The organism is Providencia sp. PROV261 (assembly GCF_028477945.1).
GTDB classification, from domain to species: domain Bacteria; phylum Pseudomonadota; class Gammaproteobacteria; order Enterobacterales; family Enterobacteriaceae; genus Providencia; species Providencia stuartii.
Genome location: NZ_JAMPMC010000014.1, coordinates 145,008 through 159,240 on the forward strand (window position 1 = coordinate 145,008; position 14,233 = coordinate 159,240).

General features: G+C 43.6%; 13 protein-coding genes. 10 read left to right on the plus strand and 3 right to left on the minus strand.

All coding sequences use genetic code 11. The features are described from left to right. Nucleotides 1-242: 242 nt before the first annotated feature. Nucleotides 243-851 carry an acyl carrier protein phosphodiesterase gene (locus PR675_RS10270; protein ID WP_014656782.1) on the minus strand — a complete coding sequence of 203 codons (609 nt, stop codon included), beginning with the start codon at nucleotides 849-851 and terminating at the stop codon, nucleotides 243-245. A 297-nt stretch (nucleotides 852-1,148) separates the two neighbouring features. Between PR675_RS10270 and queA the strand changes: the two genes are divergently transcribed. The 10 genes from queA (at nucleotide 1,149) to thiL (ending at nucleotide 10,606) form a co-directional block, all read left to right on the plus strand. Then, nucleotides 1,149-2,219, plus strand: coding sequence for a tRNA preQ1(34) S-adenosylmethionine ribosyltransferase-isomerase QueA (gene queA, locus PR675_RS10275; RefSeq protein ID WP_036941828.1), 1,071 nt, complete (start codon nucleotides 1,149-1,151; stop codon nucleotides 2,217-2,219). An 89-nt stretch (nucleotides 2,220-2,308) separates the two neighbouring features. Next, nucleotides 2,309-3,436 (plus strand): tRNA guanosine(34) transglycosylase Tgt, encoded by a 1,128-nt coding sequence (tgt, locus tag PR675_RS10280; protein ID WP_004926970.1) that lies wholly within the window; start codon nucleotides 2,309-2,311, stop codon nucleotides 3,434-3,436. Between the two features lie 93 nt (nucleotides 3,437-3,529). After that, nucleotides 3,530-3,862 (plus strand): preprotein translocase subunit YajC, encoded by a 333-nt coding sequence (gene yajC / locus PR675_RS10285; protein ID WP_004926971.1) that lies wholly within the window; start codon nucleotides 3,530-3,532, stop codon nucleotides 3,860-3,862. A 28-nt stretch (nucleotides 3,863-3,890) separates the two neighbouring features. After that, complete coding sequence (secD, locus tag PR675_RS10290) at nucleotides 3,891-5,738, plus strand: protein translocase subunit SecD (protein ID WP_014656779.1); 1,848 nt, start codon at nucleotides 3,891-3,893, stop codon at nucleotides 5,736-5,738. A gap of 10 nt (nucleotides 5,739-5,748) precedes the next feature. Next, on the plus strand, nucleotides 5,749-6,717 hold the full coding sequence (gene secF, locus PR675_RS10295) for a protein translocase subunit SecF (protein ID WP_014656778.1): 969 nt from the start codon (nucleotides 5,749-5,751) through the stop codon (nucleotides 6,715-6,717). Between the two features lie 178 nt (nucleotides 6,718-6,895). Continuing rightward, nucleotides 6,896-7,345, plus strand: coding sequence for a transcriptional regulator NrdR (nrdR, locus tag PR675_RS10300; protein WP_004926977.1), 450 nt, complete (start codon nucleotides 6,896-6,898; stop codon nucleotides 7,343-7,345). 4 nt (nucleotides 7,346-7,349) lie between these two features. After that, nucleotides 7,350-8,465: a bifunctional diaminohydroxyphosphoribosylaminopyrimidine deaminase/5-amino-6-(5-phosphoribosylamino)uracil reductase RibD gene (ribD, locus tag PR675_RS10305; RefSeq protein WP_014656777.1), complete on the plus strand. Its 1,116-nt coding sequence runs from the start codon at nucleotides 7,350-7,352 to the stop codon at nucleotides 8,463-8,465. Nucleotides 8,466-8,567: 102 nt separating this feature from the next. Then, a complete protein-coding gene (gene ribH, locus PR675_RS10310; protein WP_004926982.1) occupies nucleotides 8,568-9,038 on the plus strand; it encodes a 6,7-dimethyl-8-ribityllumazine synthase in 471 nt (156 codons plus the stop codon). A gap of 26 nt (nucleotides 9,039-9,064) precedes the next feature. Beyond that, nucleotides 9,065-9,481 carry a transcription antitermination factor NusB gene (nusB, locus tag PR675_RS10315; RefSeq protein ID WP_004926984.1) on the plus strand — a complete coding sequence of 139 codons (417 nt, stop codon included), beginning with the start codon at nucleotides 9,065-9,067 and terminating at the stop codon, nucleotides 9,479-9,481. Between the two features lie 135 nt (nucleotides 9,482-9,616). Then, entirely contained in the window at nucleotides 9,617-10,606 is a 990-nt protein-coding gene (gene thiL / locus PR675_RS10320; RefSeq protein ID WP_014656776.1) for a thiamine-phosphate kinase, read from the plus strand. Between the two features lie 588 nt (nucleotides 10,607-11,194). Here the strand turns inward: thiL and dxs are convergent. Next, nucleotides 11,195-13,063 (minus strand): 1-deoxy-D-xylulose-5-phosphate synthase, encoded by a 1,869-nt coding sequence (dxs, locus tag PR675_RS10325; protein ID WP_014656775.1) that lies wholly within the window; start codon nucleotides 13,061-13,063, stop codon nucleotides 11,195-11,197. Between the two features lie 252 nt (nucleotides 13,064-13,315). Further along, complete coding sequence (gene ispA, locus PR675_RS10330; protein ID WP_004926990.1) at nucleotides 13,316-14,233, minus strand: (2E,6E)-farnesyl diphosphate synthase; 918 nt, start codon at nucleotides 14,231-14,233, stop codon at nucleotides 13,316-13,318.

The window sequence follows — 14,233 nt, forward strand, 5'->3', positions numbered from 1 at the left end:
TATTGGACCGCGTTAGGTGCCTAGTGATAGCGCTATTTTGCTGCTAGGAAGCCTTTCGCTGGTTGCCAACAAACCGTTCAAATTATTTAGGCAATATATCAAGAGAGAATATGAAATTCCCTACAAAGAATAAAGGTATAAATACCAATTTCTGTGATAGTTTTTATCTATCAATTATACTTATTTAACAAATTGATATCAATACAATAGTTTTATTACGGTAAAGTACAAGTGATAATTGATCAAGGCTTCAGTGTTGTGAGGTGACCGACAAATATTCCTTGTTCAGCCTGTTGTATCATTTGCGGATAAAACTGGAAAAAAATCTGTTCAAGTGGCTTATATTGCAATAAAAAGTCATCAAAAGAGCCGCTAAGCGCATGTAGTTTAGGCCGCCGACGTGCCATTCCATTCAATGATTGCCCTATATATGTTTTATCTGCATAGCGAATTAACCAATTTTGGGGCCAGAGAAACTCATTTAACTCCTGAAACTTTTCAGGCGTATGACGCAGATTAGGTTCAATTTGGCGACGTGCATAATAGATAAAATCGGCCAATCCGATAGTTTGTTCGATTTTAGACCAATGCAATGAGAGGAAATGATCCCATACAAGGTCAAGTGTGATCGGTGCGACCCGACGGTAATCCGGCCTGAACAGTGCGCGCGCTTCTTTGACTAAAGGGTGAGAGTCTGTCGCCTTATCAACGGCTCGATGCATAGTGATCCCCGCGACAACATCGGGCGCATAATGGCCTTCTGGGTTGCCACGAACGAAGTCGGCCATGATATTGCCCAATAGGGAGCTATTCGCTTTATAGGCAAGATGCAAGTGAGCAAGAAAGTTCATGTTGATATCATATACTCGATGCTTGGTAAATTATAGCCCGTTTACTGTGCACGCATCTTTAAATGTCTATGGTCTGTTGTTTTAACACGGATCTGAAATTGCCTAGAGATATCCGTTTAGCACGAAATCGAATAGAAAACAGCGATGCAGCGATGACATAAGGAAGAAAATTTTCGTGACTTGAGAAATATTTGTTAAATATTGAAGGTTTTTTCGGCAAAAATACGCTTATTTCTTGCGCCTTTGAGTGCTCAGCACTAGACTAGTCGCCTATTTTTTTAGATTGAAGTTAAGACAATGCGTGTTTCCGATTTTACTTTTGAGTTACCTGAAGAATTAATTGCCCATTATCCTCAAGCGCAGCGAAGCGCATGTAGACTGCTAAGCCTTGATGGCCCAACGGGGCAGCTCACGCATGGTATTTTTACGGATATCCTTGAGAAACTGTCACCCGGTGATCTGCTGGTGTTTAACAACACGCGTGTCATTCCAGCAAGGCTATTTGGTCGTAAGGCGAGCGGTGGCAAAATCGAAATGCTGGTCGAACGAATGCTGGATGAGCATCGCGTACTTGCTCATATTCGGGCATCTAAAGCCCCGAAAGAGGGTGCAGAGCTGATTTTAGGTGAAGATGAAAGCGTTAATGCGACTATGGTTGCGCGCCATGGGGCTTTATTTGAAGTGCAGTTTGATGATCAGCGCGATGTATTGAGTATCCTCAATGAAATCGGGCATATGCCATTACCACCTTATATCGACCGCCCTGATGAAGAATCGGATAAAGAACTGTACCAAACCGTTTATAGCCAACGTCCTGGCGCGGTTGCAGCTCCTACCGCTGGCTTGCATTTTGATGAGCCTTTATTGGATGCACTACGTGAAAAAGGCGTTGAAATGGCGTTCGTCACCTTACACGTCGGCGCGGGAACCTTTCAACCCGTGCGTGTTGACACTATCGAAGATCATGTCATGCATTCTGAATATGCAGAGGTGCCACAAGAGGTTGTGGATGCCGTATTGGCATGTAAAGCGAGAGGTAACCGTGTGGTCGCTGTCGGAACCACTTCTGTACGCTCATTAGAAAGTGCGGCAAAAGCGAGCCAAGATGCGCTCATTGCCCCATTTTTTGATGATACCCAAATCTTTATTTATCCAGGGTTTGAGTATCAAGTGGTTGATGCTTTGATCACCAACTTCCATTTGCCAGAATCGACACTGATTATGTTAGTTTCTGCATTTGCTGGATATCAAAATACTATGCAGGCCTATAAAGAAGCAGTAGCACAAAAATATCGTTTCTTTAGTTATGGTGATGCTATGTATATCACGCGTAATCCTGATGCTCGTTTTGAGCAGATTGGGCAGTAGCGTGAGTTAGATAGGCGGTGGATAAGCTGCTCGCCTGTGAAAGTTAATATCAGCAACAGACTGTTTTTCTGCTGCTAGGAGAAATAAACGTGAAATATGAATTACAAACCACGGATGGCAATGCGCGTCGTGGGCGCTTGATTTTTGAGCGTGGCGTGGTGGAAACCCCCGCTTTTATGCCTGTTGGTACTTATGGAACAGTCAAAGGGATGACCCCAGAAGAGGTCAAAGAAACAGGTGCACAAATTCTGCTTGGTAACACCTTCCATTTATGGTTGCGCCCAGGGCAAGAGATCATGAAATTGCATGGTGACTTACACGATTTTATGCAATGGCAAGGTCCTATCTTGACTGACTCAGGCGGTTTCCAAGTCTTTAGCCTTGGTGCTATGCGTAAAATTAAAGAAGAAGGTGTGCATTTCCGTAACCCTATTAACGGTGAAAAAATCTTCTTAAGCCCTGAAAAGTCAATGGAAATTCAATACGATCTCGGCTCAGATATCGTGATGATTTTTGATGAGTGTACGCCATATCCTGCCGATTGGGATTACGCGAAGACATCCATGGAGATGTCCTTACGTTGGGCTGCACGTAGCCGTCAACGCTTTGATGAATTAAACAACAAAAACGCACTATTTGGCATCATTCAAGGTAGTGTTTACGAAGATTTACGTGATATTTCAGTTAAGGGACTGGTAGAGATTGGCTTTGATGGGTACGCTGTAGGCGGCCTCGCGGTAGGCGAGCCAAAAGAAGATATGCATCGTATCTTAGAACATGTATGCCCACAAATTCCGGCGGATAAACCTCGCTATTTAATGGGGGTTGGTAAACCGGAAGATTTAGTTGAAGGTGTTCGCCGTGGCATCGATATGTTTGATTGTGTGATGCCAACACGAAATGCGCGCAATGGTCATTTATTTGTCACGAATGGCGTGGTAAAAATTCGCAATGCGAAGTATAAATCGGATACTTCAACACTCGATCCTGAGTGTGATTGCTATACTTGCCGTCATTATAGTCGTGCGTATTTACACCATCTCGATCGTTGTAATGAAATTCTTGGCGCAAGGCTAAATACCATTCATAATTTGCGTTATTATCAGCGTTTAATGGCAGGTATTCGTCAAGCGATTGAAGATGGTAACTTTGAAGAGTTTGCGAAAGATTTCTATCAGAAGATTGGCAAAAGCCAACCTTCATTAAATATGGAATGAATTTAAGTGCGAAATGAGCTTAATCTGTGTAGCATATTAAGCTTTGCTGTACTTATGTTTTAAATAGCGTTCAATAACAATGAGGAAAGTTGAATGAGTTTTTTTATTTCTGAAGCAGCGGCATCTGCAGGCGCGCCAGCACAGGGCAACCCGTATACGATGATTATTATGCTCGCCGTGTTTGCTTTGATCTTCTATTTTATGATTTTACGTCCACAGCAAAAACGTGCTAAAGAGCATCGTAAACTGATGGAGTCAATCACTAAGGGCGATGAAGTTTTAACAACAGGTGGTTTGATTGGTCGTGTAACCAAAGTTTCTGATAATGGTTATGTTGTTCTTGAACTGAGTGAGAACACCGAAGTAACTATCAAACGTGATTTCGTTGCTGCTGTTTTACCTAAAGGCACAATGAAAGGTATTTAATTTCTGATTTTTCCCGAAGGGAACTGCCGTGCTAAACCGTTATCCTTTGTGGAAGTATCTGATGCTGATCGCTGCGATCCTCATCGGTCTGCTTTATGCGCTTCCAAACCTATATGGTGAGGATCCGGCTGTTCAAATCACTGGCGTGCGGGGAACCGCCGCCAATGAGCAAACGCTGATCCAAGTCCAAAAAACGTTAGAAAAAGACAATATCCAGAGCAAATCTATTGCCTTGGAAAATGGGGCTGTACTTGCCCGATTCAACAACCCGGATATTCAATTGCGCGCTCGTGAAGCACTGGTTAGCGCTCTGGGTGACCAATATGTTGTTGCATTAAACCTTGCACCTGCAACACCTAAATGGCTAGAAGCTGTTGGTGGTGAGCCGATGAAACTCGGTCTAGACCTGCGTGGTGGGGTTCACTTCCTCATGGAAGTCGATATGGACACTGCATTAAGTAAATTGCAGGAACAAAACATGGACGGTATACGTAACGATTTGCGCCAAGCAAAAGTTCCGTACTCTTCTATCCGTAAAGGCGACAATTACAGCGTTGAGATCCGTTTCCGTAATGCTGATGATCGTAGCCAAGCAGAGAAAATACTCCTTCGTAAGTTCCAAGATCTTGTATTTTCTAATGGTAACAATAATACCATGACTGCGGTTATGACGGATGAGCGTCTACGTGAGGCTCGTAACTATGCCGTATCTCAAAACATTACCATTATTCGTAACCGTGTAAACCAATTGGGTGTTGCAGAACCTCTTGTTCAGCGCCAAGGTGCGGAGCGTATTGTTGTTGAGTTACCTGGTATCCAAGATACCGCGCGTGCCAAAGAAATTTTAGGGGCAACGGCAACCTTAGAGTTCCGTTTAGTTAACCAAAGTGTTGACCCAGCAGCGGCAGAAAATGGCCGTGTGCCAGGCGATTCTGAGGTTAAGTATGATCGTAATGGCTTCCCTTACGTTCTGTATAAGCGAGTCGTCCTGACTGGTGACCACATCACTGACTCAACTTCAGGTAGTGATGAAAATGGTGCGCCACAAGTAAGTATTGGCCTTGATAGCGCGGGTGGCTCTGTCATGTCTGATTTTACCCGTGACAATCAGGGTAAACAAATGGCAACGCTGTTTGTTGAATATAAAGACAGCGGGAAAAAAGATGCCGAAGGCCGTGTAATTTTGATGAAAGATGAGAAAGTGATTAACGCGGCGAATATTTCTGCGCGTTTCGGAAGCCAATTCCGTATCACGGGGATCACTGATCCAAACGAAGCTCGTCAATTGTCGCTATTGCTACGTGCTGGTGCATTAATTGCGCCAATCCAAATCGTTGAAGAGCGTACTATTGGGCCGACTCTTGGTTTACAAAACATTGAACAAGGTCTAAAAGCTTGTTTAGCTGGTTTGTTCGCCTCAATCTTATTTATGATTATTTACTATCGTAAGTTTGGTTTGATTGCGAGTACGGCGCTGTTTGCAAACTTGATCATGATTGTTGGGGTGATGTCCTTGTTACCAGGCGCCACACTGACCATGCCAGGTATTGCCGGTATCGTACTGACCCTTGCTGTCGCTGTCGATGCTAACGTTTTGATTAACGAACGTATTAAAGAAGAGTTGCGCAATGGGCGTTCAGTCCAGCAATCTATTCATGAAGGCTATAAAGGCGCTTTCTCAAGTATTATCGACGCAAACCTGACTACACTTATCACTGCAATTATTCTGTATGCAGTGGGTACAGGGTCAATCAAAGGCTTTGCAATTACGACAGCTATCGGTGTCGCCACCTCTATGTTTACAGCTATTATTGGTACACGTGCTATCGTGAACCTGCTATATGGCGGTAAACGTATCAACAAGCTGTCAATTTAAGGAGCACGTTGTGGCACAGGATTATACTGTTGAACAATTGAACTATGGTCGTAAAGTCTATGACTTTATGCGCTGGGACAACGTTGCCTTTGGGATTTCTATTGTATTACTGATCGCATCTATCGCGATTATTGGGATGAAAGGCTTTAACTGGGGCCTTGACTTCACTGGTGGTACAGTCATCGAAGTCAACCTGAGTCAGCCAGCTGATTTGGATAAAATTCGTGACAGCCTTTCTAATACGGCTCACAAAGATCCTTTAATCCAAAATTTTGGTAGCAGCCGTGACATCATGATCCGTTTACCACCTATTGAAGGGGTTGCAGGTCAAGAAGTCGGTAAAGAGATCATCACTATCATCAATAAAAATGTTGATGAGCAAGCGACAGTGAAGCGTATTGAATTTGTGGGGCCTAGTGTTGGGGCAGAACTTGCTCAAACAGGGGCACTTGCACTGTTAACGGCGCTTATCTGTATCTTGATTTATGTTGGTTTCCGCTTTGAATGGCGTCTAGCGACAGGTGCAGTATTAGCACTTGCCCATGACGTTGTGATTACGTTAGGTATTCTATCTTTGTTCCATATTGAGATAGATATGACCATCGTGGCGTCATTGATGTCCGTTATTGGTTATTCACTGAACGACAGTATCGTTGTATCTGACCGTATCCGTGAAAACTTCCGTAAAATTCGTCGCGGTACACCGTATGAAATCATGAACGTCTCTTTAACACAGACCTTAAGCCGTACCATTATGACATCTGCAACAACACTGTTAGTGGTGCTGATGCTGTATATCTTCGGTGGCGCGATGTTAGAAGGCTTCTCATTGGTCATGTTAATCGGTGTAACCATCGGTACGATTTCATCTATCTATGTGGCTTCTGCACTAGCACTGAAAATGGGTATGAAACGTGAGCACTTACTTCCACCGAAAGTTGAGAAAGAAGGTGCTGACCAAGAGTCTTTACTACCGTAATCCCCATTGGGTGAAAGTCGGTGGCTTAGGTGACTGAATGAAAGCCGTCTGGTGTGTTCTAAAAAGATGGCTTAAACATGAAAACACCCCGTTAGACTGCAAATGTACAGTCTTGCGGGGTGTTTTTTATTAAGCTCTGGGTTACACTGTTTACCCGAAATAAGAATCAGGAAACACTATGCACTGCCCATTTTGCTCTGCTGTAGATACGAAAGTAATTGACTCGCGTCTGGTTGGAGAAGGCTCTCAAGTGCGCAGGCGTCGTCAATGTCTGCTTTGCCATGAACGCTTCACCACCTTTGAAGTGGCGGAACTTGTTATGCCACGGGTAATTAAAAGTGATGAAGTACGCGAACCCTTCGATGAAGAAAAGCTAAGTCGTGGTATGCAAAAGGCCTTGGAAAAACGGCCCGTAAGTGCTGATGCCGTTGAACAGGCCATTATTTCTATCAAATCACAACTACGTGCAACAGGGGAACGTGAAATCCCTTCTAAAATGATTGGTAATTTAGTGATGGATGAACTGAAGAAACTGGATAAAGTGGCTTATATCCGCTTTGCTTCAGTCTACCGTAGCTTTGAAGATGTACGGGAGTTTGGCGAAGAGATCGCTAAATTACAGGATTAAGAACATGATTGAACAAGACCGCATCTATATGGCGCGGGCACTTGAGCTTGCCCAAAAAGGCCGTTTTACCACTTCACCAAATCCTAATGTGGGTTGCGTTATCGTACGTGATGGTGAAATTGTTGGTGAAGGGTATCACCAAAAAGCGGGTGAACCGCATGCTGAAGTTCATGCCTTACGCATGGCAGGAGAGAAAGCGAAAGGCGCTACCGCCTACGTAACATTAGAGCCATGCAGTCATCACGGTCGTACCCCACCTTGCGCTGAGGCTTTGATTAATGCGGGTGTTCGTCGTGTTGTGGCAGCAATGCAAGACCCCAATCCTCAAGTTGCAGGTCGGGGATTATATATGCTTTCTCAAGCGGGGATTGAAACCGCAAGTGGCGTATTGATGGAAGAAGCGGAATCATTAAACCGTGGATTTTTAAAGCGTATGCGTACAGCATTCCCTTATGTTCAACTGAAACTTGCAGCCTCCCTTGACGGCAAAACGGCCTTAGAATCAGGTGAAAGTAAATGGATAACGTCAGCAGCAGCAAGGCAGGACGTACAGGTATTGCGTGCGCAAGCGAGTGCAATTTTGAGTACCAGTAGTACTGTGCTGGCAGATAACCCTTCACTGACCGTACGTTGGAATGAATTACCTGCCGAGATACAAGCTGTTTATCCGCAAAGCACATTGCGTCAACCAATTCGTATTGTTTTAGATAACCATAATCGCGTCACGGCGGAACATAAGGTCACCCAATTGGCAGGTGAATGTTGGTTAGTTCGCTCTCAACCCGAGCCTGATGCGGTTTGGCAGGGGCAAGTTGAACAGCTTGCTATTCCATCTGATGATAATGGTATTGACCTTGTGATCTTGATGATGCAGTTGGCTAAACGAAATGTGAATAGCGTTTGGGTTGAAGCAGGACCAATACTCGCTGGCTCATTGCTAAAACTTGGTTTGGTGGATGAGCTGATTGTCTATATTGCTCCTAAATTATTAGGGGATACAGCGCGAGGTTTGGTGAATATTCCAGCACTTGCACATTTGTCAGATGCACAAAAATTTGAATTTACTGATGTGCAGAAAGTCGGTGATGACCTGCGTGTCAGGCTACGTCCTGTGTGGTAATAAAAGTTTTTTATCATTTTGCTAAAATTCAACCACGCGATTAACGAAAGAATGTGATAAAATCCGCGCCCCGCGGGTTATAATTAATATTAAAGGAAGGCTATGAACGTAATTAAAGGTGTTGTTGCCGCGCCACAAGCGCGTGTCGCCATTGCAATCGCTCGTTTTAACAACTTTATTAATGATAGTCTGCTGGACGGTGCTGTTGATGCTTTAGAGCGTATCGGCCAAGTGTCTCAAGATAACATCACTGTTGTCTGGGTGCCAGGCGCTTACGAGCTACCATTAACCGTTAAAGCACTGGCCGAAACGAAAAAATACGATGCTGTTATTGCATTAGGCACGGTGATCCGTGGTGGAACTGCGCATTTTGAATATGTTGCAGGCGAGTGCAGTTCAGGTCTTTCTCATGTCGCAATGAACAGTGAAGTGCCAGTCACTTTCGGTGTTTTGACGACTGAAAATATTGAGCAAGCCATTGAACGTGCTGGTACTAAAGCTGGCAATAAAGGCGCTGAAGCTGCTCTGACGGCATTAGAAATGATTAATGTACTTAAAGCTGTAAAAGGCTGATTTAGTTTTTATTTAAGGGGAATCTTGTGAAACCTGCTGCTCGTCGCCGCGCTCGTGAGTGTGCTGTACAGGCCATCTATTCATGGCAATTATCCGGTAATAATGTTTCCGATGTGGAATATGAATTTATTGCTGAACAGGACATGTCTGACGTTGACGTTATTTATTTTCGTGAACTGTTGTCGGGAGTCGCCAATAACGCTGCTAAGCTTGACCAGCTAATGGCTCCTTTCCTATCTCGCCAGCTTGAAGAGTTGGGGCAGGTAGAGAAAGCGATTTTACGTGTTGCTATGTATGAACTAAGCTACCGTGAAGATGTGCCTTATAAAGTTGCAATTAACGAAGGCATTGAACTAGCCAAAGTTTTTGGTGCTGAAGATAGCCATAAATTTGTGAATGGTGTTCTCGATAAGGCTGCGCCTTCTGTTCGTCGTAAAAAATAAAAATTGATCAGGGTTCCCTCCTGTAATACTACAGTAGTAATGAGGTAGGCTGGGTTCCGGCCTATCTTTGTCTTTTATGTCTAATTATCAGTGATGAAGTTGATAACTGGGCATAGCGAAAATGGAAAAGCTACCATGTCATATGGCGAATTTGACCTCATCGCGCGTTACTTTAACCGTCAAACAACAAACAGACGGGATGTGAATATTGGTATTGGTGATGACTGTGCGTTGATGACCATCCCAGAAAAACAGCAGCTTGCTGTGAGCACCGATACATTAGTTTCTGGTATCCACTTCCTTCCTGAAATTTCTCCAGCCGATCTTGCTTACAAATCATTAGCGTCTAATTTAAGTGATCTTGCTGCTATGGGAGCAGATCCGGCATGGGTTTCTCTAGCGATCACACTACCTCATGTTGATCCAGATTGGTTAGAGCAATTTAGCGATAGCTTATTTGAGCAAATTAACTATTACGGTATGCAGCTAATTGGCGGTGATACAACGCGTGGACCAATGAGCCTAACTTATACCGTACATGGCTTAGTACCGAGTGGGAAAGCATTGTCACGCTCAGGAGCCCGTAATGGCGACTGGATATACGTGACGGGCACACTAGGTGACAGCGCTGCGGGTTTAGCAATATTACAGGGGAAATTAGATATTGCTGATGAGAGCCAAAAGTCATGGCTAATTGGGCGTCATCTGCGTCCTCAGCCGCGTATTTTACAAGGGCAGGCGTTACGCCACTTAGCTTCTTCCGCGATTGATATTTCTGATGGTTTAATTTCCGATCTCAATCATATCCTCAAGGCTAGCGGCTGTGGCGCTCGTATTAATCTTGATGCTTTACCACTTTCCGAGGCGTTGCAACAAAACTGCTCTGTAGAGCAAGCACGCATTTGGTCGTTAAGTGGTGGTGAAGATTATGAGCTTTGCTTTACGATCCCTGAAGTTAATCGTGGTGCTTTAGAAGTAGCATTGGCTCATACAGGCGCTAATTTTACGTGTATTGGTCAAATAAAACCGCAATCAGAAGGGATCAGTTATTATTGTGATAATCAGGCGGTTGATGTTGCCCTTAAAGGGTTTGATCATTTTGCATTAACGGATGTTAATAGTTAAGTTGATAAAATAATCATGTTGTTTAGTGAACCCGTGTCAGTGATTGAGACGGGTTTTTTATTTTAAGCGATCAAAAAAGATCTTTTTGTTATCGTAATAATCCGTGTTGTTATTTTATATAGGTTACAAAGAGGTCATTACCGCGAATTTTTATAGAAAAATATAATAGGTTCTAGATAGAGGATATTAAAAATAGCGATTAGAAAATTAGAGGAAATTACTTAATCTATTGAATCTATTTGATTTATTTTCTTTTTTGCAAAAGAAAGCTGCCAAAAGGCAGCTAAAATAAAAATGAGGCGTATATCTCATATAAATATGAGACATTTATGTCAATAATGACAAAAATTATTATGAGGGTAATTGGGTATTAACTTCATACTGAACTTTATTTGAGATAAAAGCAAGATCCTTTTAAAAGAATTTTAGCTTAGTTTGATCTTATCGATGATCAAAATAATTTTATCTTAAATAAGAAAAATGAAATTTCACATAAGGAAGAGGGGATTGTAATGGAAGATCGATTAAGGAAGAATATTGAGAAAAACAGGTATTGTTATTATCACAATACCTGTTTTTTACTATAGGTTATGATTTCTGCTGATATTGTTCGATTGCGTGAATAATACCTTGACTATCGAGACCTAAGTCAGCAATAAGCTCTTCTTGGCTGCCTTGCGGTATAAAGAAATCAGGTAAACCAAGATTTAATACAGGTATCATCTTATGTTCGCGCATCAGGAATTCGTTAACACCACTGCCTGCACCGCCCATAATGGCATTCTCTTCTAGCGTGACTAACATGTCATGGCTGTTTACCATATCGAGGATCAGTGCTTCATCTAATGGTTTAACAAAGCGCATATCAACAACGGTTGCATTAAGCGCTTCGGCAGCGACGAGCGCATGTTTGAGTAATGTACCGAAGCAGAGGATGGCAATTTTTTCCCCTTGGCGACGAATGACCCCTTTACCAATTGGTAGTGGTGCAAGAGGTTGTAATTCTGCTCCAGTGCCTGTTCCGCGAGGGTAGCGTACCGCGCTAGGGCCATCTTTATAATGGTAACCAGTATGTAGCATTTGGCGGCATTCATTTTCATCACTTGGCGTCATGATAACGAGTGTTGGAATGCACCGTAGGTAAGAGATATCAAATGCCCCTTGGTGAGTTTGGCCATCAGCCCCAACAATCCCCGCACGATCAATGGCAAATAAGATAGGGGTTTTTTGAATCGCAACATCATGGATCACTTGATCGTAACCGCGCTGCAAGAAAGTGGAGTAAATCGCGACGATCGGATTATAACCACCGATAGCTAAGCCAGCGGCAAAGGTAACGGCATGTTGCTCGGCGATGGCGACATCGAAGTATTGGTTAGGGTACTCTTTGGAAAAACGCACCATTCCTGACCCTTCACGCATAGCCGGTGTGATAGCCATGAGCTTATCATCGTTTTGGGCTTCTTCGCATAGCCAATCCCCAAAAATCTTAGAAAATGTAGGACGGGTCTCTTTACTCTTAGGCAGGGTAAATGTGCTTGGATCAAATTTAGGAACAGCATGCCAACTGATCGGATCTTTTTCAGCAGGCTCATAGCCACGACCTTTTTTGGTCATGATATGTAAGAACTGAGGCCCTTTTAGATCACGCATATTTTTCAAGGTTTGCACAAGCGCAACGACATCGTGACCATCAACAGGGCCGATGTAGTTAAAACCTAACTCTTCAAACATGGTGCCAGGAACGACCATGCCTTTGATATGTTCTTCTGTTTTCTTTAATAGCTCTTTAATCGGCGGCATATTAGAAAACACTTTTTTACCACCTTCACGCAAAGTGGTGTAGAGCTTGCCAGAGAGCAGGTGAGCAAGATGGTTATTCAGCGCCCCAACATTTTCAGAAATCGACATTTCGTTATCGTTGAGGATGACTAACATATCAGGAGCAACATCACCGGCATGGTTCATGGCTTCAAATGCCATACCCGCAGTAATCGCACCATCCCCAATGACACAGACGGTTTTGCGGTTTTTATCTTCTTTTTCAGCGGCAATGGCCATACCTAAACCGGCACTAATTGAGGTTGATGAGTGACCAACGCTCAATACGTCATATTCGCTTTCGTCACGCCAAGGAAAGGGATGCAAACCATTTTTTTGACGAATGGTATCAATGCGATCTCGGCGACCTGTTAAAATCTTATGGGGGTAGGCTTGATGTCCCACATCCCAGACAAGGTTATCGAAAGGAGTTTTATAGACATAATGTAATGCAACGGTGAGTTCAACGGCGCCTAAACCAGAGGCAAAGTGACCGCTAGATCGACCAACACTACTAAGTAAAAATTGCCTGAGTTCATCACACAGCTTCGGCAGGCTTTCTTTCGGCAGCAGACGTAGCTCTTCCGGTGTTTCTGCCAGCGCTAGTGTTGGATACTTAGCGATATCAATACTCATTAGGGGGCCCACGACTATTTATAATTGTTAATAAGGTAATAACGCTGGTTAATTCCAGCGTTTGAATTTAGCTATTATGCCACTTTTATTATCAATAGTATGAATAGAAAGCAGCATTGTATACTCGTTATGATCTCGATGGCAGCGTTATTGACTATGTTCACGCGTGCTGACCATAGATTTTTGTATGATCCTAGCAACTTGTTCGCTTCTCGCCTAGCCGCATCTTTAATCGTTTGAGAGTATGTAAGATTAGCTTTTACGCTCGATAATGAAATTCGCTAGGGCGACTAAAGTTTGTGTATTATAGCCTTCTGCTTCAATGGCTTTTAACGCTTCCAACGCATTATAATACAGCTCGCGAGCTTTTTCTTGAGCCGCTTCAAGTCCTAGCAAAGATGGATACGTGCTTTTCTCATGCTCAGCATCAGCGCCTTGGCGTTTGCCTGTCACTTCACTATCACCAATCACATCCAAAATATCATCTTGTACTTGGAATGCGAGGCCAATAGATTCTGCATACTTATCTAATGCAGGTAGTGCCTTATGTCCTTTTATTCCAGCGGCATAAGCACCCATACGAATAGCTGCTCGTATTAATGCACCCGTTTTGTGTTGGTGAATACGTTCAAGGGCTGCAAGATCAACACGCTTGCCTTCAGCCTCAAGGTCGAGTGCTTGACCACCACACATACCCGCTAGACCACTGGCATAAGCGAGTTCTGACAACATAGCAATTCGGTCTTTGTCAGTAACATCAGGCATTTCTGCGGAAGACAGTAGCTGGAAGGCTAATGTTTGTAGCGCATCACCCGCCAAAATGGCATTCCCTTCACCAAATTTGATATGGCAAGTGGGTTGCCCACGCCGTAGGTCATCATCATCCATAGCAGGGAGATCATCATGAATTAATGAGTAGGCGTGAATACACTCAACCGCTGCCGCTGGCGCATCAAGATTAACAGAATCGACACCCAGCATGCTTCCTACAGTATAGGTCAAAAACGGGCGTAGGCGTTTCCCCCCAAGTAGTGCACCATGTTTCATGGCAGCGGCAAGGGGTAAATCAGAGAAAGGAAGCGCATCTAAGGCATTTAGTAAATACTGGTTAACTCGCTCATACGCTTGTTGTTGCTGTATCGTGAAGCTATTAGGGTGTTGTTCGGACAT